This is a genomic window from Muricoccus pecuniae (assembly GCF_014199205.1).
GTDB classification, from domain to species: domain Bacteria; phylum Pseudomonadota; class Alphaproteobacteria; order Acetobacterales; family Acetobacteraceae; genus Roseomonas; species Roseomonas pecuniae.
Map to the genome: position 1 here is coordinate 197,711 of NZ_JACIJD010000007.1, position 21,304 is coordinate 219,014.

18 protein-coding genes are annotated in these 21,304 nt (G+C 68.6%); 11 read left to right on the forward strand and 7 right to left on the reverse strand.

All coding sequences use genetic code 11. From position 1 onward, the window contains the following. The first annotated feature begins 10 nt into the window (after positions 1-10). The 8 genes from FHS87_RS09680 to FHS87_RS09715 are packed head-to-tail and all read left to right on the forward strand — an operon-like array spanning position 11 to position 8,976. Positions 11-1,708: an NTP transferase domain-containing protein gene (locus FHS87_RS09680; protein ID WP_184516946.1), complete on the forward strand. Its 1,698-nt coding sequence runs from the start codon at positions 11-13 to the stop codon at positions 1,706-1,708. After that, positions 1,705-2,295, forward strand: coding sequence for a phosphatidylinositol-specific phospholipase C/glycerophosphodiester phosphodiesterase family protein (locus tag FHS87_RS09685; protein WP_184516949.1), 591 nt, complete (start codon positions 1,705-1,707; stop codon positions 2,293-2,295). Before FHS87_RS09680 ends, FHS87_RS09685 begins: the two co-directional genes overlap by 4 nt. Next, positions 2,286-4,349 (forward strand): glycosyltransferase 87 family protein, encoded by a 2,064-nt coding sequence (locus FHS87_RS09690; protein ID WP_184516951.1) that lies wholly within the window; start codon positions 2,286-2,288, stop codon positions 4,347-4,349. The genes FHS87_RS09685 and FHS87_RS09690 overlap by 10 nt, the downstream gene beginning before the upstream one ends. Positions 4,350-4,357: 8 nt before the next feature. Then, positions 4,358-5,107: an HAD family hydrolase gene (locus tag FHS87_RS09695; protein ID WP_184516954.1), complete on the forward strand. Its 750-nt coding sequence runs from the start codon at positions 4,358-4,360 to the stop codon at positions 5,105-5,107. A gap of 5 nt (positions 5,108-5,112) precedes the next feature. Further along, a complete protein-coding gene (locus FHS87_RS09700; RefSeq protein WP_184516957.1) occupies positions 5,113-6,237 on the forward strand; it encodes a hypothetical protein in 1,125 nt (374 codons plus the stop codon). Positions 6,238-6,248: 11 nt separating this feature from the next. After that, complete coding sequence (locus tag FHS87_RS09705; RefSeq protein WP_184516960.1) at positions 6,249-7,589, forward strand: hypothetical protein; 1,341 nt, start codon at positions 6,249-6,251, stop codon at positions 7,587-7,589. After that, complete coding sequence (locus tag FHS87_RS09710) at positions 7,586-8,287, forward strand: phosphoribosyltransferase (RefSeq protein WP_184516963.1); 702 nt, start codon at positions 7,586-7,588, stop codon at positions 8,285-8,287. The genes FHS87_RS09705 and FHS87_RS09710 overlap by 4 nt, the downstream gene beginning before the upstream one ends. Continuing rightward, complete coding sequence (locus FHS87_RS09715; RefSeq protein ID WP_184516966.1) at positions 8,284-8,976, forward strand: hypothetical protein; 693 nt, start codon at positions 8,284-8,286, stop codon at positions 8,974-8,976. The genes FHS87_RS09710 and FHS87_RS09715 overlap by 4 nt, the downstream gene beginning before the upstream one ends. 18 nt (positions 8,977-8,994) lie before the next feature. Here the strand turns inward: FHS87_RS09715 and FHS87_RS09720 are convergent, their stop codons facing one another. Next, complete coding sequence (locus FHS87_RS09720; protein WP_184516969.1) at positions 8,995-9,918, reverse strand: glycoside hydrolase family 26 protein; 924 nt, start codon at positions 9,916-9,918, stop codon at positions 8,995-8,997. A gap of 670 nt (positions 9,919-10,588) precedes the next feature. Here FHS87_RS09720 and FHS87_RS09730 point away from each other — a divergent pair. After that, positions 10,589-12,763: a GumC family protein gene (locus FHS87_RS09730; protein WP_281394340.1), complete on the forward strand. Its 2,175-nt coding sequence runs from the start codon at positions 10,589-10,591 to the stop codon at positions 12,761-12,763. A gap of 343 nt (positions 12,764-13,106) precedes the next feature. Here FHS87_RS09730 and FHS87_RS09735 read toward each other — a convergent pair whose 3' ends face one another. The 6 genes from FHS87_RS09735 to rfbF all read right to left on the reverse strand — a co-directional run bounded on the left by FHS87_RS09735 (position 13,107) and on the right by rfbF (position 18,408). Beyond that, positions 13,107-14,006 carry a transglycosylase SLT domain-containing protein gene (locus FHS87_RS09735; RefSeq protein WP_312861949.1) on the reverse strand — a complete coding sequence of 300 codons (900 nt, stop codon included), beginning with the start codon at positions 14,004-14,006 and terminating at the stop codon, positions 13,107-13,109. Positions 14,007-14,017: 11 nt separating this feature from the next. Beyond that, positions 14,018-14,599, reverse strand: a complete 582-nt coding sequence (locus FHS87_RS09740; RefSeq protein WP_246418280.1) for a polysaccharide biosynthesis/export family protein — start codon at positions 14,597-14,599, stop codon at positions 14,018-14,020. Positions 14,600-14,663: 64 nt separating this feature from the next. Next, a complete protein-coding gene (locus tag FHS87_RS09745; protein ID WP_184516977.1) occupies positions 14,664-15,980 on the reverse strand; it encodes an NAD(P)H-dependent oxidoreductase in 1,317 nt (438 codons plus the stop codon). Between the two features lie 24 nt (positions 15,981-16,004). Then, positions 16,005-16,574: a dTDP-4-dehydrorhamnose 3,5-epimerase gene (gene rfbC / locus FHS87_RS09750; RefSeq protein WP_184516980.1), complete on the reverse strand. Its 570-nt coding sequence runs from the start codon at positions 16,572-16,574 to the stop codon at positions 16,005-16,007. Then, complete coding sequence (locus FHS87_RS09755; protein WP_184516983.1) at positions 16,571-17,629, reverse strand: NAD-dependent epimerase/dehydratase family protein; 1,059 nt, start codon at positions 17,627-17,629, stop codon at positions 16,571-16,573. Before FHS87_RS09755 ends, rfbC begins: the two co-directional genes overlap by 4 nt. Positions 17,630-17,631: 2 nt before the next feature. After that, the gene (rfbF, locus tag FHS87_RS09760; protein ID WP_184516986.1) at positions 17,632-18,408 is read right to left on the reverse strand and encodes a glucose-1-phosphate cytidylyltransferase; all 777 of its coding nucleotides are present in this window, start codon (positions 18,406-18,408) and stop codon (positions 17,632-17,634) included. Positions 18,409-18,731: 323 nt separating this feature from the next. On the opposite strand from rfbF, the gene FHS87_RS09765 reads away from it, so the two are divergent. Both FHS87_RS09765 and FHS87_RS09770 read left to right on the forward strand, forming a co-directional pair. Further along, complete coding sequence (locus FHS87_RS09765; protein ID WP_184516989.1) at positions 18,732-19,676, forward strand: glycosyltransferase family 2 protein; 945 nt, start codon at positions 18,732-18,734, stop codon at positions 19,674-19,676. Between the two features lie 59 nt (positions 19,677-19,735). Then, positions 19,736-21,304 (forward strand): MBOAT family O-acyltransferase, encoded by a 1,569-nt coding sequence (locus FHS87_RS09770; protein ID WP_221299739.1) that lies wholly within the window; start codon positions 19,736-19,738, stop codon positions 21,302-21,304.

Sequence of the window (21,304 nt, forward strand, 5' to 3'; positions counted from 1 at the left end):
AATCCCGCTAATGCAGATCGTCATTCCCATGTCCGGCTTCGGCGAGCGCTTCCGCGCGGCCGGGTACCAGGTGCCGAAGCCGCTCATCCCCGTGGATGGCAAGCCCATCATCGCGCATGTGATGGACCTCTTCCCCGGCGAGACCGACGTCACCTTCATCTGCAACCAGGACCACCTGGACGAGCCCTCCTACCGGATGGAGGAGATCCTGCGGGAGATCTGCCCGACCGGGCGGATCCTCGGCATCGCCCCGCACAAGCTGGGGCCGGTCCATGCCGTGCTGCAATCGGTGGACGGGCTCGATCCCGACCGGCCCGTGGTCGTGAATTACTGCGACTTCACCTGCTACTGGGACTGGCAGGAGTTCAAGCGCTTCGTGCGGGAGACGAACTGCGCGGGCGCCATCCCGGCCTATCGCGGCTTCCACCCGCACTCGCTGGGCTCCACCTACTACGCCTATCTCCGGCACGACCGGGGCTGGGCGCTGGACATCCAGGAGAAGCAGCCCTTCACCGACGCGCCGATGGAGGAGTACGCCTCCTCCGGCACCTATTACTTCGCGAGCGCCGCGCTGATGCGGCACTACTGCGAGCGGACCCTGCGAGAGGGCATCGCGGTGAACGGCGAGTACTATGCGAGCCTCGTCTACAAGCCGATCTTCGCCGACGGCCTGCCCGTGGCCGTCTACGAGCTGCAGCACTTCATGCAGTGGGGCACGCCGGCCGACCTGCAGGAGTACGAGCGCTGGTCGCGCGCCTTCGCCTGGCTGGTGGACGCGCCGGACGTGCCCGCGCAGGACGGCACGGTTCTGCTGCCCATGGCCGGGGCGGGGCAGCGCTTCCGCGACGCGGGCTACGAGACGCCCAAGCCGCTGCTGCCCGTCTCCGGCCGGCCCATGGCGCTGCAGGCGGTGGCCGACCTTCCCGCCGCGCCGCGCCGCCGCTTCGTGCTGCGCCGCGACCTGCCGGACCTGCCCGCCATCCTCGACGCGCTCAGGGCGGCGGACCCGACCTCGGACAGCACGGTGCTGGAAGGGCTGACGGACGGGCAGGCGCGGACCTGCCTTCTCGCGCTCGACGGGCTCGACCTCGACGCGCCGCTAACGATCGGCGCCTGCGACAACGGACTGCTCTACGCCCCCGGGCGCTTCACCGCGCTGATGGAAGGGGGCGCCGACCTGCTCGTCTGGGGCGTGCGCGGGCACTCCGCGGCGCGGCGGCGCCCGCAATCCTATGGCTGGATCGAGGCCGATCACGACGGGCGCATCACCCGCGTGGCGGTGAAGGAGCCGCTCTCGGACCCCGCGCGCGACCCCGTCGTGACCGGCGCCTTCACCTTCCGCCGGGGCCGGGACTTCGTGGCCGCGGCCGAGCGCATGATCGGCCGCGACGCCAGGGTGAACGGCGAGTTCTACATCGACACCCTCGTCAACGACGCGGTGGCGCTCGGCCTCGACTGCCGCCTGCTGGAGGTGGACCACTATCTCGGCTGGGGCACGCCCGACGAGTGGCGGACCTTCAACTACTGGCAGTCCTGCTTCCACAAGTGGCCGGGGCACCCCTATCGGCTGGAGCGCGACCGCCGCGTGCCCGCCGGCGCCGTGGCCGCGCTGGAGGCCGAGTACGCCGCCCCCGTGCCGCCCCGCCCCGTGCCGGCCGCGGCCGCGCCCTGGGAGCTGCCGCGCGCCCGCCCGGAGAACGCCGCGTGATCCTGATCGCCCATCGCCGCAACACCCGCGAGCAGCTCGCCGAGACCCCGGCCGAGCTGGGGATCGAGGTGGACATCCGCAGCCAGGGGCCGGACCTCGTCATCCACCACGACCCCTTCGTGGCGGACGCCCTCCGCTTCGAGGAGTGGCTGGCGGATTACCGGCACGGCACGCTGATCCTGAACGTGAAGGAGGAGGGGCTCGAGGACCGGCTGCTCGCCCTCATGGCCGAGCGCGGGATCAGGGACTTCTTCTTCCTCGACCAGTCCTTTCCCTTCCTCATGCGCACCGCCCGGCGCGGAGAGAAGCGCTGCGCCGTGCGCGTCTCGGAATACGAGTCCGTCGAGACCGCGCTCAGCCTCGCCGGGCAGGTGGAATGGGTCTGGGTGGATTGCTTCACCCGCTTCCCCCTGAACCAGCGTGACGCCGCCCGGCTGAAGGATGCCGGCTTCCGGCTCTGCCTCGTCTCTCCCGAGCTGCAGGGGCGGACCGATGCCGCCGAGATCCGGGCCATGCGCGAGCTGCTGGCCGCCGAGGGGATCGTGGCCGACGCCGTCTGCACCAAGGTGCCCCAGAGTTGGCGCTGATCCCCCACGAGCTGCTCCGGGACCGCCGCTTCCTCGCCGGCCTGCTGCTCCGTCTCGCCGCGATCCTGCTGCTCGTTCCCCGGATGCAGCCGGACTGGTCCTCGCTGTTCCAGTGGGACGCCCCCTGGTCCGGGGACGAGGGCGTGGATCCGCTGGATTCGCTCTACGGCCCCGTGATGGTCGCGCTGAAGGCGCCGTTCACGGCGATCGGCACGCTGGCGGACAGCCTGCTCGGCACCGGCCACTCGCTGACGCGCTTCGCCCTGGGCCTCGGCCTCATCATCGTGGACTACGCCCTGCTGCTCGTGCTGCGCGGGCTGTATCGGGATTCCGAGGACCGGGTCGTCCTCTACTACTGGCTGTCGCCGCTGGTCCTCTTCATCGTCTACTGGCACGGGCAGGCGGACCTGCTGCCGGTGCTGCTGACCGCTGCCTCCCTGCTGCTGTTGCGCCGGAGCCGGCCGCGCGCGGCCGGGGCGATGCTGGGCCTGGCGGTGGCGACGAAGGTCAGCGCCCTCGCCGTGCTGCCCTTCCTCCTGATCTTTCTCTGGAGCCACCGGCGCTACCGCGACACCGTGCCGGGCTTCGCGCTGGCCTGCGGCGCGGTGATCCTCGTCCTGCTCGGGCCCTGGATGGTCTTCGCGACCGAGATGCGCCAGATGCTGGCCGCAGGCGGGGAGCTGCACCGCGTCTTCAACCTGACGATCCATCTCGGCGAGGGGCAGCGCCTCTACGTCATTCCGATCGCCTATCTCCTGCTGCTCTACGGCGCCTGGCATGTCGGGCGGATGAGCTTCAACCTGCTCTACACCGTCCTCGGCACGGCCTATCTCGTGCTCCTGCTCCTCACCCCGGAATCGGGGGGCTGGTATCTCTGGCTCGTGCCCTTCCTGCTGAGCTACCAGCTCCGGGCAGGGCGGTCGGGCGTCGCGCTGACCTATGGCTTCGCGGGCGTGTTCATCCTCCTGAAGCTGCTCGTCGCCGCCGCGCCGGCCGTGCCCCTGCTGGGGCTGGAGCCCGTGCCCAAGGGCCCGACCGGCCTCGCGCCCGAGCCCTCGCAGCTCGCCACCGCGCTGCTCTCGATGTTCGTGGCGCTCGGCGGCATCCTCAACATCACCATGCTGCGGCGCGGCTTCGGGGAGAACGACTTCTTCGGCATCGCGCGGCAGCCGCTCGCCATCGGCATCGCGGGGGACAGCGGCACGGGCAAGGACACGCTCGCCCTCGCCCTCGGCGGCCTCTTCGGCGAGGGGGCGGTGACGGGCATCTCGGGCGACGACTACCACCTCTTCGAGCGGCGCGGGAAACTCTGGCAGGCCTTCACCCATCTCGACCCCCGCGCGAACGACCTCGAGGCCTTCTCGCGCGACGCGCTCTCGCTCATCGACTGGCGGCCGATCATGTGCCGCCACTACGACCACGCCACCGGCCTCTTCACCCCGCCCCGGCTCATACGGGCGAGCGACGTGGTGCTCGTCACCGGGCTGCACGCCCTCTACGCGCCGGCCCTCCGCGCGCAGCTGCGGACGGCGGTCTTCCTCGACATGGACGAGGGCCTCCGGCGCTTCTTCAAGATCCGGCGTGACGTGCACCAGCGCGGGCACACGCTCGAGAAGGTGGTCGCCTCCATCGAGCGGCGCCGCGCGGACTACGAGGCCTTCATCCGCCCGCAGCGGGAGCATGCCGACGTGGTCTTCTCCCTTCTGCCGGCGGACCCGGAGCTGATCCGGGACTTCGACCACATGGGCCCGGTGCCGCTGAAGCTGCGCGTGCGCCTGCGCAACCCGATCGGGCTGGACCGGCTGGCGCGGCTCCTCATCGCGCTCTGCGGCGCGCAGGTCGATGTCGCCCCCGCCATGGGAAGCGCCGCGGCCGAGATCGTGGTGGACGGCAACGACGTTCAGCCCGAGGACATCCACCTCACCGCGCTCCAGCTCGTGCCCGAGCTGGAGGAGCTGCTGGCGCGGAACCCGGCCTGGCAGACGGGCATCACGGGCATCATGCAACTCGTCGTGCTGCAGCAGATCGCCGAGCTGGCGCCGAAGCGCCGCTAGGAACCCCCATGAAGATCCTCTCCCCCGAACCGATCCGCACCAAGCCCCGAGCGATCCTCTTCGACCTGGACGATACGCTCTACGGCTATGAGCGCCCGCACCGCCGCGCCATGGACGCCGTGCGGGAGAAGGTGCGCCGCACGCTGAGCGTGGAGCCCGGCCCCTTCGACGAGGCCTTCCTGACGGCCCGCGCCGAGGTGAAGAGGCAGCTCGGGGAGACGGCCAGCTCCCACAACCGCCTGCTCTACTTCCAGCGCACGATCGAGCTGCTGGGCCTCAGCAGCCAGCCGGCCATCGCGCTCGACCTCGAGCAGACCTACTGGCGCACCCTGCTGACCAATGCCCGCCTCTTCCCCGCGGCGGAGGAGACGCTGATCGAGCTGCGCGCGGCCGGCCTGCCGCTCGCCCTGGTGACGGACCTGACGGCGCAGATCCAGTTCCGCAAGCTCGTCTACTTCGGCATCGACCGCTACTTCGACGCGGTTGTCACCTCCGAGGAGGCCGGGGTGGACAAGATCGGCCTCAAGCCCTTCAACCTCGCCCTCGCCAAGCTCGGCCTGGGGCCGAACGATCCCGTCTGGTTCATCGGCGACTCCGACGCCGATGTGGTCGCGAGCAAGCGCGCGCTGAACGCCGCCACCTTCCAGAAAACCCCGGATGGCAGCCCCTCCTGGCGCGTGCATGACGGGGTGGACGCGACCTTCCACTCCTTCGCGGAGTTCCGCGACTGGTGCCGCACCGTGATCACGGCGGGATGAGCGGGATGAGCGAGTTCCTGGTCACCGGCCGCGAGGACCTGTACCGGTTGAAGGAGGCCCGCGGGCTGTCGCGCGTGGTGATCCGCACGGGCCGGCTGAAGTACCGCAACCTGGTGCCGCACGCGCTGAAATACGGCGCCTGGGCGCTGGCCCCGGGGGGCACGCTGCTGGTGCAGGACGAGGGGCCGAACAGCTTCGACCTGATGCCGCGCTTCGTCTCCTTCAAGTTGATGCGGCAGTGGACCTACAAGCTGCTCGCCGGGGAGGCGGAGCCGGTCCGGCTCGACATCGCCAGCGGCGAGATCGAGCTGCGCCGCACGCGCCCGCCCACCCCGCCGGGCTGGAGCGCGGGCGTCGTCTTCTCCGGCCGGGACGACGAGCTGCCCCGGCTTCGCGCCTGCCTCGACTCCCTGCTGAAGCAGCCGGAGCTGCTGCCGGAGAACGGGGGCGAGATCGTGGTCAGCGGCCCGGCGGGCGGGGAGGGGTGCCTGGCCGGCTATCCCGGCGTCGGCTACCTCGTGCACGACATGCCTCCCGGGCCGCGGGTGATGATCTGCGCGAAGAAGAACGCGCTGATCCGCCACCTCAAGGGGCCGCGCGTGGCGATCATGCACACGCGCATCACCTTCGAGCCCGGCGCCCTCCGCCACGTGCCGGACGAGTTCGAGATCGCCACGCCCCGCGTTCTGACCGCCGGCCGGAACGGGTGGGACGACTATCTCTCCCTCGGCGTCCACGATGCCGGGCTGCCGGGCTACGCGCCCCGCCTGGCCGCCTCCTCCCTCCGCCGGGTGCCGGCGGAGCGCTATCTCGACCTCTATGACGAGGGGCCGCCCTATGTGGACGGCGGCGTCTTCCTCGTCCGCAAGGACGTGCACGCCCGCTGCCCCCTGAACGAGAACGTGGCCTGGGACGAGGCGGAGGACCTGGAATGGTCCCTGCGGGCGCTCGCGGAAGGGTTCCTGATCGACCTCGCCCCCGAGGCGCGGGCCTATTCGGCCGTGGGCAAGCTGCGCTCCCTGCCGCTGCCCGAGGCGCCCGCGCGTTGGGTGAGAAGCGCCCGGTCCGGCCTGTTCGCGGCCCGGCACCGGATCCGGGACGGGGCCGAGCGCCTCCTCGGGCGGCGCTGAAGGAGGGCTGGATGCAAAAGTCGCTTCTCTTCTTCGCCCTGCGGATCGGCAGCACCGCCTTCGCGAGCGCCTGGAGCTTTCTCCTGGCCTATACGCTCGTGCGGCTGATGGGGCTGGAGAACTACGCCTTCCTCGCCACGGTGATTGCCTTCGCCGCCCTCGTGCTGCAGGCCGATCTCGGCATCTCCATCCGCCTCTTCTCCCGCATGCGGCAGAACTTCCTCGATCCCACCAGCGGGTCGAGGGATGACCTGCGGAGCGCGACGGCCACGGCCCTCTGGGCCTATTCCGGCGCGGCGGTGCTGGCGACCGCCGCCTTCGCCGCCGCGGTCCATGTCTGGAACCTCGGCCCGGCCGAGCACCGGCTGGCGATCATCCTCCTCTTCGCGGGATCGGTGCTGCCGCTGCCCTGGATGGTGCTGCGCGTTGCCGTGAACGCCTGTGACCTCTACGTCGTGACGGAGGCGATCGACTGCGCCCGGCGGGGGGCGCTGCTGCTCATCACCGGCGGCCTCGCCTTCGGCCTGCCGCTCCTGGAATACGCCATCGGCTTCGTGCTGCTCTGGGCCGTGGCGCTCCTCGTGCTGTTCACCCTGGCACAGCGGCGGCTGGACCTGTTCCACGGGATCAGCGTGCGCCGGGGCTGGCAGGTGCTGCGGGAGGACAGCGCGGGGCTGATTGCCTCGGCCAAGCTGTCCGGGTCGGACTTCCTGATGTCGATCTTCCCCTACTACGTCATCCCGCTGACGCATCCCGAGGCGGCGGCGCTGGTGGCCTTCGACATGTTCTACAAGGTGACGCGCTTCGGCCTGACCTCCTATCTCACGGTCACCGAAACCCTCCTCCCGCACCAGACCCGCGCCTATCACACGGCGAACTACCGGATGATGTCCCGCGCGACGATGCTCTCCTTCGCCCTCTGCTCCATTCCGTGCATCGTGGGGGCGGGGATCATCTACTTCTTCGGGGACCGGTTCTTCGGAACGCTACTCGGCCATCCCGGGATCGTTTCGGCCCAGATGCAGCTCAACATTTGCGCCATGCTCTTCTTCATGCTGCTGCAGGTGGCCAGCGGCGCCGTGATGGCGGGAGTCGGCAAGCTGGCCCCGCTCGCGCGGCGAGCCTCCATCACGCTGGCGGTAATGCTCCTCTTCTCCCTCGGCTCGGGGCTGGCGGGGTGGAGCAGCGACAACTTCGTGACGGGATACGTGATCCTGTTCGGCTGCGAGGCCGTTTCCTACTTCCTCCTCCTCCTCTCCGTCCTGCACCGGCTGCGCCGCGCGGCACGGGCGGAGGCGGGCGGGGTGCCGGCCGGCCCGCTCGGCGAAGGTGAACTCGGAGCAAGCCGTTGACCCATCAAGCAGACCTGACGGAGACGATGATGAGCACCGAGGGTGAGGACGAGGCGATCACCCGGCGCTACGCCGCGACGCAGGAAAAGCTCTACATGACGATGCCCGAGGCGGAGGCCCTCTCCCGCCAGGTCGGGCGGGAGCTGAAGCGCGTGCCCGACCGGTTCGACCTCGTGGTCGGGCTCGCCAACGGCGCGCTGCTGCCGACCAGGATCATCGCCGAGGAGCTGGGCGTCCCCTACGAGATGGTGAAGGTGCGCCGCCAGGGGAGCCGATGGATCCAGCGGCTCCAGGGCGTGAAGCGGGCTCTCTCCCTCCCTTCGGGCCTGCTGACCTGGGGGCCCTTCGGCCTGTTCTGGTACTGGTTCCAGCGCCGCTTCAACAAGCTGGAGAAGTCCGAGAACTCCTTCGACTTCGAGGTGGCCGGCAAGCACGTGGCCCTGATCGACGACTGTATCGTCAGCGGCGGTTCCGTCCGCTACGTGCTGGACCGCCTCGTCGAGGCCGGCGCCGCCAGCGTACGGGTGGGCGTGATCTGCTGGTCGGACGACCAGAAGGCGATCGATCCCACGAAGAACGTGGTGCCGGACGTCTATCTCCACCGGGCCGTGCACTTCTATCCCTGGTCCAGCTCGAGCCCGCATCTCCAGGAGTTCGAGGGATGGCTGCGCGCCCGCAAGATGGAGCTGTGGACATGAACGCGACCAAGGCCGGGAGTGGCCTCCTCCTGCTCGACCTCGATGGCGTCGTGGTCTTCGAGAGCGGGCCGCCGCTGCTGGAGGCGCTCGAGATCCTGCGGCTGCATGATGGGCTGACCACCCTGCTGGACGGGCTGGACATGCCCGTGGTGGTGCTCACCCATCGCTCCCGCCGGGAGGCCGCGCAGATCCTCCAGGCGGCCGGGGTGGAGGTGTCCCGCCTCGGCGGCATCATGGCGGCGGAGGAGCTCCTCCGCGCCGGGCTTAAACATGGCGGGGTGGCCGGGGTGGTGCGCCACGGCCTCCGCAAGAGCTGGATCCTGCCCCTCATCGAGGAGCGCTTCGGCATCTCCCGCAAGGACATCGCCTTCATCGACGACCGGCTGGAGAACCTGCAGGACCTTCTCGCCCACGGTCTCGGCCTCGCCCTCCACGCGCCCTCGGATGTGGTGACCGCGCGCCGGGCGCTGGTGAGCTTCGATTTCGCCGAGGCGCTGGAGCGCATCGCGGAGTGGCGGGAGGGCCGGCTCGGGGGCGGGATCGTCGCGCTGCCCGCGCGGGAATACTCGGTGCTGGAGTGGCGCCGCACGGGGCTGCACACCCGCCGCCAGGGGCGGCACGTGTTCAACATGGCCCGCCGGGTCGGGCGGGCCATGCGGGAGACCCTGCGGCTGAAGCGGGCGAGCTGATCGCCCGCAGCCCTGCGGTCAGGCGCGGCCGAACAGCCGCCTGAAGGCCTCCGCGCAGCGGGGATAGAGGCCGCCGGAGAGGGCCACGTCCACGCGCTCGAAATAGCCGTGATAGGCCATGAGGTCGTCGGCCGCGTCGAACCAGGCGGCCATGCGCTCGATGAAGAACGGATCGTCCCCGCCGCCCCGGCCGCCATGGGCGCTCTCCGGCCGGGTGCCCCATTCCGGGAAGGAGATCCGCTTGCCGTGCTGGCGGGCGAAGCTGATCTGCCACTGCAGGCCGAAGGGGGTCCAGATGTACTCGTCATGCCAGCGGGCCTGGCGGTCGTCCTTCGAGCGGGCGTTCCACCACTCGTTGTAGACATCCGCGCCGATGACATCGACGTAGTCGGCGCCCGGCCAGGCGCGGTCGGTCTCCATGGCCTTCCGGCCGAGAGTGGGGCACCAGTCGAATCGGAAATCTGGCGATGCGCGGCGGTAGACATCCACGGTCCGGCGCCAGTAGCGCTTGAAGCTCTCGGGGTCGTCGCCGGCGAACCAGGGCATCCAGCGGCCGTTGAACTCCCAGCCCAGCCGCACGGTGCAGCGGCCCAGGCCGCGGCGGACCAGCTCGCGCGCCATTTCCCGATGATGCGTGTCGTAGTCCCCCGCCGCCCCGCGGGCGAGGCTTGAGCCCCCGCGATAGGGGATCATCGGAATGCCGAGGATCAGGTGATAGGGCTTGCCCTGGTAGCTCCGTGCGAGGAAGCGGACGCTGTTCAGCATTTCCGGCCAGCCGCCGGTCTCGTCGGCATTGTCCACCACCCCATGGATCCTGCGCCCGAGCCAGCGCTCGTAGTCCGGCAGCTTCTCGCCCCCCGCGACGATCGGCGCGAAGACCGCGAGGCTGCGGAGGCGGGCCGGCTCCCGGGGATCGGCGTTGGGGAGGGGAGGGGGCGGCATGGGGGGAGGGGACAACCCTGGTTTCTCTCTGCTGCGTGCGACGGCGTGCCCCGCGCGGAACGCCGGGGCAAGATGCCCGCGGGGGCGGGCCGGGCGCGGCCACCGGCCTTGCCGGGGCCTGTTTCGGAGGACCCGGGCACCCATATGGCGGCAGCGCGGAACGGGAGCCAGCTTGCGACGGAGCGTCGCCGGCGTGCAAGGGCGGCCCGTCCGGGATAATCGCTCGCTGGATCGTGAGTATTCGCTCCCGGGCTTTCGTCTAAAAAGGCGTGGACCGGTCGCGAAACTGCCGCATGGCAGCGCCAGGTTGGATGGTCGTGGACGGGATGGCGAGCTGTCCTGGATCAGGCGGGACAGAAACGAGTCGCCCCGTGAGCAAGATCATGCCTCGATCACGGCGAGTTTTTCCGTCTGGAAAACGCGGGAAATACGGTTTCGAGGGAAGTAACGCGGGTGTTTCGCGTCGCGGTTGCTGAAACAATGGTGCCTGATCTGGCCCGATATCTCGACCGAACGTGATCGAAATCATTCTTCATTTTTGATACGCTCTGCGACGCGCGGTGTATGCTGCACCACAGCAAGCAGATCGAGTTTCGGAACGGCGTGGCCTTCCGACGCGCCGAGTGCTTCCCGTCGGCGGCAACGCCGTTCCCGAGGCGAGGTGGGGATCATGCCTTTCTCTGAAGTTTTAGGTCTCTTCTGGCGACGCAAGATGCTGCTGCTGTTCACGGCGCTTCTGACGGGCGCCCTGGGCTATATGGCGGCGCGTTCCACGCCGAGCCGCTATGTCGCTGAGGGCCTCCTGCTCTTCGACAACCAGCAGCCCGCGATTCCCGAGCTGAACCAGTACGTTCCCTCCAACTCGGCGCCGCCGAACCAGCGGATCCGCACCGAGGCGGACGTGTTGCGCTCGCGCCAGCTCGCCGAGGATGTGGTGGAGCGGACGCCGGTCCTGCCGGAAGTGACGGAGAAGCCCTCCTTCCTGGGCACGCTGCGCCAGGAGGTGACGGGCGCCGTGGCCAACCTGATCACCGAGATCCGGGAAGCCATCGGCATGCCGGCCGACGGCGCGGAGACCGACAGCCGCGACCCGGTGATCGACCCCAAGCACATCCAGCTCGAGGAACTGCAGCAGCGCCTCGACATCCGCACGACGGATAACAGCAACGTCGTCGGCATCCGCTTCACCTCGACCTCGCCGGTGATCGCCGCGAATGTTGTGAACACCCTGATGGACCGCTACATCGCGCTCGACATCGATGCGAAGCAGCGGTCGACGGAGCAGGCGAATCGCTGGCTCTCCGAGCGCCTCGCCGTGCTGCGTGAGGAGGTCGAGGCCGCGGATTCCAAGATCCAGGCTTTCCGCCGGGAGACCGGTCTGCTGGAAACCTCGATCGGCGCCGTGAGCACGGTGCAGCTGACCGAGGACCAGAGCCGCGTCGCCGTGGCGCGGCAGGAACTCTCCCGCGCGCAGGCCGCCCTCGACGCCGCCACCCGCCCGGGTGGGCGCGGGGCGACCACGGAAGCGCTGGCCTCCCCCGTGGTTCAGGCCCTTCGCGCCCGCGAGGCCGAGGTGGTGCAGCGCGCAGCGACCCTGGGCGCCGGCCTAGGCGCCCGCCACCCCGACCGCCGGGCCGTGGACGCCGAACTGCGCGACCTCCGCGCGCAGATCGACAGCGAGACGGGCAAGATCATCACCGCCCTTCGCCGGGACGTGGACGCGGCCCGCTCGCGGCTCGAAGCCTCCCAGGCGGCGCTCAACACCTCCCGCACGGCGGCCCGTGGCGGTGCCGAGGCGACGGTGACCCTCACCCAGCTTACCCGTGACGCCGAATCGCGCCGGGCGGTCTACCAGGCCTTCCTGGCCCGGCTGGAGCAGACCCGCCTCTCGGCGGCGCAGTTCCCGATCGCGCGGGTGGTCTCCCCGGCCACCGTGCCGTTCCGCGCCACCGGCCCCTCGGCCGGCGTGATCGGCGCGTTCAGCGCCATCGCGGGCTTCCTCTTCGTCGCCGCGCTGCTGGTGCTCCGCAACCTCGGCCGCAACACGGTGAACTCGCCGCGCGACCTGGCCCTCATCACCGGGGTCCAGAATGTCGGCAGCCTGCCCACCCTGCCCGGCGGCCGGCGGCGCGGCATGCCGAACCTCGTGCTGGAGAGGGGGGACTCGGACATCGCCGAGACCCTGCGCGCGCTGCGGATCAACCTGCAGTCCGTCGGCCGGGGCGGCCCGGCGAGCACGGTGCTCGTCACCTCCCCCTCGGCCGGTGACGGCAAGACGACCCTCGCCGTCGCTCTTGCCCGCCTCTGCGCGGCGGACGGGATGAAGGTGCTGCTGCTCGAAACCGACATGCGGCGCCCGCGCATCGCGGCCACGATCGGGGCTCCCCGCTCGCGCGGCAGCATCGAGTCCGTGCTGACGGGCAAGGCCGACCTTCGCGATGCCGTGCATGTGGACAGCCGGTCGGGGCTGCACTGCCTCTTCTCCGACCAGTCCGCCGCCCACCCGCAGCAGCTGATCGACTCCGACGCCTTCGCGGACATGCTCGACCGCGCACGTAACGAGTACCAACTGGTGGTCCTGGACAGCCCGCCGATCATGCGCGTGGCCGATGCCGTGCTGCTCTCCGCCTATAGCGACGTGATCCTCTTCGCCGTGGGCTGGGAGCGCACCTCCACCGACATGCTGGCCGAGGCGATCCGGCGGCTGCCGGAGGACGCGCGGGCCCGCACCGCCACGGTGCTGACCCGCGTGCGCCCGGGCCGGATGGATCCGCTGAGCTACTATGCCGGCTACGCCCGCAGCGGCCCGCCGCCGGCGCCGAGGCTTCCCGCCCCGTCCACCTGAGCGGGAACACGGGCAACTCCGACAAGGCCGGGCCAAGTGCCCGGCCTTTTTGATTCCGGGATCGACGCAGTGCAGGTGCCGGCCCGGGCTGCGGTCGGGACGAGGGAGCCGCTCACCCTCATCCTCGTTCGCAAGAGCGAACTCCGATCAGGTGAAGGCACCGGATCGGAAGATCATGTTGTTGGAGATAGATCCGTGCAGATGGGGTGAGCGGGAGGGACACGAGGCCGCTCTGGCCGATCTCTGCGAAGCAGAGGCGCAGCAAGCGAGGTTGCGCCTGCCAGGAACGCAACCTGGAGGACTGGAAAGGAGCGACGGGAAAGGTGGAAACGAGGCCTTGGCCTTAGCGGGAGAGGGGAAGCGCTTCGACGATGGTAGTTTCGCCACAACCGGGCGGCCGCGTCCTGGACGCGCCGCGGCAACGCTGGCGCTTCGGAGTGAGGGAGAGTTCCGCCAACTCGTCGCCCGTGCTGGAGCCCGAGCTGAAACCGGACCAGCCGGCGGCGAGCTGATCCCTCGGATTCTGCGAGCCCCTGCGGGCGCCCTGGCCCACCGGCGTCGCCCCCTCCGGCCTCTTCCCGCCCCAGGCTGCGATCATTTGCTCCTGGCGGCTCCGCGCACGCTCGGCCGCGAGCCTCGCCTCCTGCATCGCCTGCCCCGCAGGCCAGGCGGCGACAACGCGCGTGCGGTACACCTCCGCACGCTCCTCCGTCGATGAGTGATACCGCCCGACGGCGGCGATCCAGTCCGAGGCAGCCGTGTAGAGGCGCGTGAGGAAGCGCGCTGCGTAGCGCGCATTCGCCAGGGGATCGAAAGCCTCGTCGAGCGAGGGAAAAGCATCGGGATGATGGAAGAGGTTGACCTGCATGCAGCCGACATCGACGACGCGGATCCCCCGCGCCGCGAGTTCCTTCACGGCGTCCACCGCTTCGGATCGGCTCTCGAAGAAACGGCCCTGTCCCTCGGCGTTGATCGTCCAGGGCCAGGAGACGACACGGCCCGATCGCGGATCCAGCCGCCCGGACTCGACCAGCGCGATGGCGGAGAGAAGGCCGGAGGGAAGTCGCGCCTCGCGCTCCGCGCGCTGGATCGCCGCGCGGCAGAGCGCGCCCGGTTCCTCGGCAGGAGAGGGGGCCGCGTCGGCGCGGCCATTGGATAGAACGCAGACCACCAGCGCCGTCGCGAGGAGCGACGGCGAGAGGCGGGCGGGTCCGAGCCGCCAGTGGATGCGGCGCGGACTCACCCGGCCCCCTGTCAGAAGCGACGCTCGAACACGGTTACGACGTCGCCGGGTTGGAGCTGCGAGGAACGCTCGCCCAGATACTCGCGCGCAACGCCATCCGGGCCCCTGCGCGTGATGGAAACGCGGTCCGTCACGGCGCGATAGTTGAAGCCGCCGACCACCGCCACCGCGGAGAGCACGTTCATCCCCGGCTGGAAGGGCGTCTCGCCGCCGCGCTCGACCATGCCGAGCACGAAGATCGGCCGGTACTGGTTCACCTCGACGGCGACCGAGGGCTCGTTGAAGAGCCGGCGCTCGCGCAGGGCTCCCTCGATCGCCCGCTCGAGCTGGGAAGTAGTGCGGCCCGCGGCGGGGATGGCGCCCACCAGAGGCAGCGCGACCCGCCCGGCATCGGTGACGCGGAACTCGCCGGTCAACCGGGGATCGTTGAACACGGTGATGCGAAGCTGGTCGCCCGTGCCGAGGAGGTAGGCGTTCGAGGTCTGCTCCGGCAGGGGCGGCAGGCCCGCGCCGGGGTTCGCGCAGGCCGCGACGAGCAGCGCGACGCCGAGCACGGCGGCACGCCCGATCTTTCCGGTCAGAAAGGATGGCATCTTTGGCATTCGACTCCCCTGATCATGATTCGGCGACAATCTTCCGTCCTGCATAGCAGCGCATTCAGAGCGCGGGAACATCGGCCTTGCGTGAAACGCGCACGGGAAAGGCCGCGTCCTGCTCCGCGCGAAGCCTGTCGATGAGCCGGCCTTCCGGAATCTCGACATCGTCGTAGGTCAGCACGGCGTCGCGCGGAAGATCCCGCTTGACCCGGCAGCCCTCCGCGAGGCCGATCGGAAGGAGCCCCTCGGCGCGCGACACCTCGTAGCGCTCCGCCTGGCCATAGGTCTTGTAGCCGCCTAGCCCATCGATGACGTCCCCCGCCGAGAGCGGAACCTTGGCGGTCGCGACGACATCGACGCGCGGGCCGTCCAGCGGCTGGATCACGGCATCGCCGCACAGCACGAGGCGTGCGACGGAGAGCGGCACCTCGAAATGGCAGAGGTGATACGGGGTATAGAAGCTGTATAGCGGACCTTTCCCGAGCTTGTAGAGATTGAGGTAGTGCTGCTGCTTCGGGTCGTCATGCGTGGCCAGGACATAGACGCCGGGGCCGGGCTTGCTGCCGACCACGTAGTCCACCGCCCCGCCGCAGGCGCGCAGCTGCTCCACATCGTACATGGTCGTCAGCTCATCGACATGGCCGGGATGGTTCATGCCGATCATGCCGCGCTTCGTCACGGTCATGCCCGTGGCATTGGCCACGATCGCCTGCTCGAAGCTGATCTTCGTGCCGTCGGCGAAGCTCGTCACCATCGCCGGGTCCTGGCCCCACTGCTTCGCGAAGCCCTCCTGCGTGGTCGGGTTGCGATAGGGATCCTGCAGCCCCTTCACGTTGCCGCAGACGAGCGGCGTGAGGCCGATCGAGACCACGAAGCGGTAGAGGTTCATCTGCACGCCGGGCTGGTCGCCATCGGCACCGGTGAAGATCACCCCGGCCGCATCCGCCTTGCGCTTGAGGAGGGGCCCCACGGTGCCGTCGAGCTCGGCATTCATGGACACCATATGCTTGCCGTTCTCGATCGCGGCGAGCGTGATCATCGCGCCGTACTCGATCGCGCCGGTCGCGTCGATCAGGCAGTCGAGATCGGCCCGGCAGAGCAGGAGCGGATCGCTGGTGATGGCGGACGCGCCCCGGGCCATGGCACCGGCCAGGGCGGCGTCGTCCTTCGCCTCCTCGATGTCCTGCACCCCCGCGATCTCGAAGGCCTTGCGGGCCTTCTCGATGTTGCGGTTGCAGATGACCACCAACTCCATGCCGGGCACCGAGTTGACGATCTGGTTCGTGATGCCCTTCGCCATGAAGCCGGCACCGAACATGCCGACCCGGATGGGCTTGCCGGCCGCCGCACGCTCACGAAGCAGTCGATCGTAGATCATGTCCCAGGCTTCCTGGCTTTGGGTTCAACGGAGGCCGCGGAGCGCGTCCGGGTTGTGGAAGGCCGGGTCGAAGGCCGGCCAGCTCAGGTCCTTGTCGGAGACAGTGACCGGCTCCCTCGGCCACTGTATGCCGAACTTCGGATCGTCGTAGCGGAGCCCGCGCTCCTGACCCGGCGTGTAGGCGTCGCTGGCCAGGTACAGGGTCTCCGTGCCGTCCCGCAGCGTGATGAAGCCGTGGGCGAAGCCGCGGGGAATGTAGAGCGAGAGGCGATTCTCCTCGTTTAGCTCGATCCCGAACCACTTGCCGTAGCTCGGGCTGTCCGGCCGCAGGTCCACCACCACGTCGTAGAGGGCGCCGTGCAGGCACCGCACCACCTTCACCTCCGCCGCCGGCGGAAGCTGGTAGTGCATGCCGCGCAGCGTGCCGGCCTTGTCATTGTAGCTGTTGTTCATCTGCACGAAGCGCGTGGCGCCCATGCCGGCGTTGGCGTACTCGGTCTCGCAGAAGGCCCGCGCGAAGAAGCCGCGGTCGTCGGCGCGCGGCTCCATCTCGATGACGAAGACGTCCTTCAGAGGGGTAGGATTGAACTTCACGCGGCCACCTGCTGGACTTCGAGCTTCTCGTTGAGCGCGCCGGTGTCGATCAGCTTCTCGAGCGTCACGAGACGGATCGCGGGCGACTTGCGGTAGTTCTTGTCCGAGAAGCCCTGGGCGGCCAGGTCGTCCCGCAGCTCCGCGATGGTGCCGTCCAGCGTCTCCGCCGGTTGATGGTCCGGGGCAAGCTGGCTGTAGAGGGCGAAGTCCACGCGGTAGGAGCGCTTGTCCGGCGGGGCGGAGGTGGCGATCGAGACCTTCGCCTCAGGCATCGCCCGGCCCACGGCCTCAGCCAATTCGCGGACCTGATAGTTCCAGCGCTCGGCTCCGACATTCACGGTCAGGAAGCTGCCGCCGTTCTCGGCGGTGCGCGTCGCGGCCCACTCGATCGCGCGCGCCATGTCACGGACATGGATCAGCGGGCGCCAGGGCGTGCCGTCGCTCAGCACGCTCACCTCGTGATTCGCGAGCGCGCCCGCGACGAAGTCATTGAGCACGAGGTCGAGGCGCAGGCGCGGGGCCATGCCGCAGGCGGTGGCGAAGCGGAGGCAGCTGATGACCATGCCGCTGTTGTCGAGGCCGCGCAACGAGCGCTCGGTCGCGATCTTCGAGCGGGCGTAGGCGGTCAGCGGGGTGACCTCGTCGTCCTCCGTTCGGGGACGCCCGTCCTCGGCGAAGCCGTAGACGCTGCAGCTCGAGGCGAAGACGAAGTTCTTTACCCCGGCCTCCGCGGCGGCCCGCGCGACCGTGACGCTCGCCTGGTGGTTGATCTCGTCCGTCACGGTCTCGAAGCGCTGGCCCATGGGGTCGTTCGAGACGGCGGCGAGGTGAACCACCACGTCGAAGCCCTCGAGATCCGCCTTCGTGATATCGCGGACATCACCGAAGCGCTGCTCGTCCAGCACCGTTTCGGGCAGCTGGCCGGTGGTGGTCAGGCAGTGCCCGAACCAGCCGAGGTCGTAGCCGACGAGATGGGCGTCTGGGAAGCGCTGGCGCAAATGCCGCGCCACGACCGGGCCGACATAGCCCATGTTTCCTGTGATCAGCACGCGCATGCTCAGTTCTCCCAAACGCGCCAGGGGGCCTTGCCGGACACCCACATCTTCTCGAGGTGGCTCCTGTCCCGAATGGTGTCCATCGGGTGCCAGAAACCATGGTGCTGGTAGACGGACAACTGTCCGTCGCTCACGAGGCGCTCGATAGGCTCGTCTTCCCAGGTCGTCTGGTCGCCCGCGATGTAGTCCCCGACCTTGGGGCTCAGCACGAAATAGCCGCCATTGATCCAGGCGCCGTCCCCGTTGATCTTCTCCTTGAAGGCCTTCACCTCGTTGCCATCGATGCGCAAAGCGCCGAAGCGGCCCTCCGGCTGGGTTGCCGTCAGTGTCGCGAGCCGGCCCTCGGCCTTGTGCAAGGCGATCGCGCGGGTAATGTCGACATTGCCAACACCGTCGCCATAGGTCAGGCAGAAAGCCTCGTCAGATGCGACATGGGGCAGGATGCGCTTGATGCGTCCACCCGTGAGGGTGTCCGCGCCCGTATCCACCAGCGTGACGCGCCAGTCCTCAGCGCGAGCGTTGTGGATCTTCACCTCGTTGCGCTTGAGGTCGATCGTCATGTCGGACGAGTACATTGAATAGTTCAAGAAATAGTCACGAATGACGTCGCCGCGGTAGCCCAGGCAGATGATGAAATCGTTGATGCCGTGGGCGCTGTAGATCTTCATGATGTGCCATAGGATCGGACGTCCGCCGATCTCGACCATCGGCTTCGGGCGTACCGAAGTCTCCTCGGCCAAGCGGGTACCAAGTCCGCCCGCAAGAATAACCGCCTTCATGCAACCGCTCCGCAATGCTGCCTCGATGCCATCGCAGGTTGGTCTTGGACGCAACCTGCAACGGGTGAACCTGTCTCGGAACAATCTACAAGGGAGAATAATCGAGGATAGGGAGAAGTGTATCATTTTTTGGCGAGTGGACGCGCTCCGGTTGTTTTCACGAGAACGTGTTCACCTCAAGGGCCCGAACACCTCTTAAATGATTTCGAGCCACTGAAACCATGTCTCACACTGCAGCGCTGAGCGCGAGACATGCGTCGCATTTAGATCATTTTTGAAGACTCTTGAGTTTTTATCGACCTCGATTGGATTTGGGGAACGCGATGACCAACCAGCCGGACGTGACCATCGGCATGCCTGTCCGCAACGGCGGCGAGCAGATCCGTGTGGCACTCGACTCGTTCCTTGATCAGACGAAGAAGGACTTTCGTCTTCTCATTTCTGACAACCAGTCCACCGACGATACGCTCGCGATCTGTCAGGAGTACGCAGTCCGCGACAGCCGGATCTCCGTCGTGTCGCAGCCGGTCAATCTCGGCATCTGCGGCAACTTCCGATTCGTCCTGATGCAGGCGCAGACGCCGTTCTTCATGTGGGCGTGCCACGACGATGTCTGGAGCCCCACCTTCATCGAGCGGAACCACGCAAACCTGCTGGCCAATCCCGGGGCGGTCGCGAGTGGGTCGAAGGTGCTGATGATCCCTGCGCATGGCGCGCCGCAGATGGCCAAGGGCACGTCGGCGCTGCGCGGCCCCGTGAACGAGAGGCTTCGCCGGTTCTTTGAGGCGCCCAGCGATGCGTCGCGCTTCTATTCCCTTTTCCGCACGCGCGAGCTGCAGGAGAGCTTCCCGGCCGATATCGACGTGTTCGGCTATGACTGGATCGTCTTGGCGCTGACCCTACTGAGGGGCGAGCACCTGGAGTTGCCAGAGGTCCTCCTGAAGCGGGACGACCATGACGCCGACCATTATCACAAGAGCCTTGTTCGCCGGCAGTCCCGCACGCTCCACCGCTTCCTGCCGCACCTGCCAATGGCGCTGACGCTCAAGCGCGTGCTGCCGGCGGAGCAGTGGAACGCCATCCGGCCGCTCGTGGTCCGCCGCAACATGATCGAGGCGCTGATGTACGCGCGCAGCCGCTTCCCTGCGCTCAGCCCCGCGCTGCAGCGCCTCTCTGCGCTCGAGAAGGATTTCCGGCACCGCCAGCTCGCCGCCGGCACACGTGGCGTGGAGAGCGGACCGCGCGATGGCGCCCCCGGCGCCCTCTAGAGGAGACCGCAGCCATTCTGTTCAATTCCTTCGAGTTCATCGGGATCTTCCTCCCGATCGTGCTCATCGGTTTCATGGCGCTCGCCGGGAGCGGTCGTCAGCGCCTCGCGGGCCTCTGGCTCACCTGCGCCTCGCTGGTCTTCTACGGCTGGTGGAACCCGATCTACGTGCCACTGCTCTTGGTGAGCATGGGCGCGAACTTCACGCTCGGCGGTATGCTGCGGCGGCGGCCGTCGCGCCCGCTGCTCTTCGCGGGAATCGCGGCGAACATCCTTCTTCTCGTGTACTTCAAGTACACGGGCTTCCTCGTGCAGGTGGCCGACCAGGTCACGGGCGCGGACTGGGTGGCGCCGCAGATCGTGCTCCCGCTGGCCATCTCCTTCTACACCTTCCAGCAGATTGCCTATCTCAGCGACGCGCATGACGGCGCGGTAGGCGAGCACGACTTCCTCAACTACTGCCTCTTCATCACCTTCTTCCCGCACCTCATCGCCGGGCCCATCACGCATCACCGGGAGATGCTGGACCAGTTCAGCAATCCGGATAACTTCCGGCCGCGGTTCGACAACATCTCGGTCGGCGCGACCCTCTTCGTGCTCGGCCTGTTCAAGAAGGTCGTCTTCGCCGACCCGCTCGGGGCAGAGGCGGCGCCAGTCTTCGCGGCCGCCACGGCCGGCGCGCCGATGCCTTTGCTGGATGCCTGGACGGGGGCGCTGGCCTACACCTTGCAGCTCTACTTCGACTTCTCCGGCTACAGCGACATGGCCATCGGGCTGGGCCTTCTCTTCGGGATCAGCCTGCCGGCGAACTTCGACAGCCCCTTCAAGGCGCCGAACATCATCCAGTTCTGGGCGCGCTGGCACATGACGCTGACGCGCTTCCTCACGGCCTACATCTACAACCCCCTCGTTCTCCGGGCGACGCGGGCGCGTGTCGCGGCGGGCAAGCCGCTTCCGCGGAAGGGCAAGATGAGCGTGGGCACCTTCCTCACCCTCGTCGCTTATCCGACCGTGGCCACGCTGATGATCTCCGGCATCTGGCACGGGGCGGGCTGGCAGTTCGTCATCTTCGGAGCGCTCCACGCCTTCTACCTCGTCGTCGCCAATGCCTGGCGTGCCTACAAGGCGCACCGGGGATGGGAGCTGGACAGCAGCAACCCGATCAAGCACGGCGCGGCGGTCCTCACGACCTTCCTCTGCGTCGTCGTCGGCTCCGTCTTCTTCCGCTCATCCGACGTTCCGGCGGCGCTGAACATGCTTTCGGGGATGGTGGGGATGCAGGGCGTCCAGCTATCGCCCATCCTGGCCAAGTTTCCGATGGTGTCGGAGATCGCGGCGATGCTCGGGATCGAGGTGTCCCAGCCGGCCTTCTTCCGGCCCACCGTGGCGGCCCAGATCGCGCTCCTCCTGCTCTTCGTCTGGACGATGCCGAACACGCAGCAGTGGCTCCAGCACTACCGCACGGCGCTGGCCTGGCGGCCCCGGCCGCACTGGCTGGAGGGCGTCCTTCCCGGCATGTCCTGGCGGCCGTCGCCGGTCTACGCCGTCGTCATTGGCGTGGTCGGCTTCTATGTCCTGGCCAGGGCCATGTCGGTCGCGCCGACCGAATTCCTCTACTTCCAGTTCTGA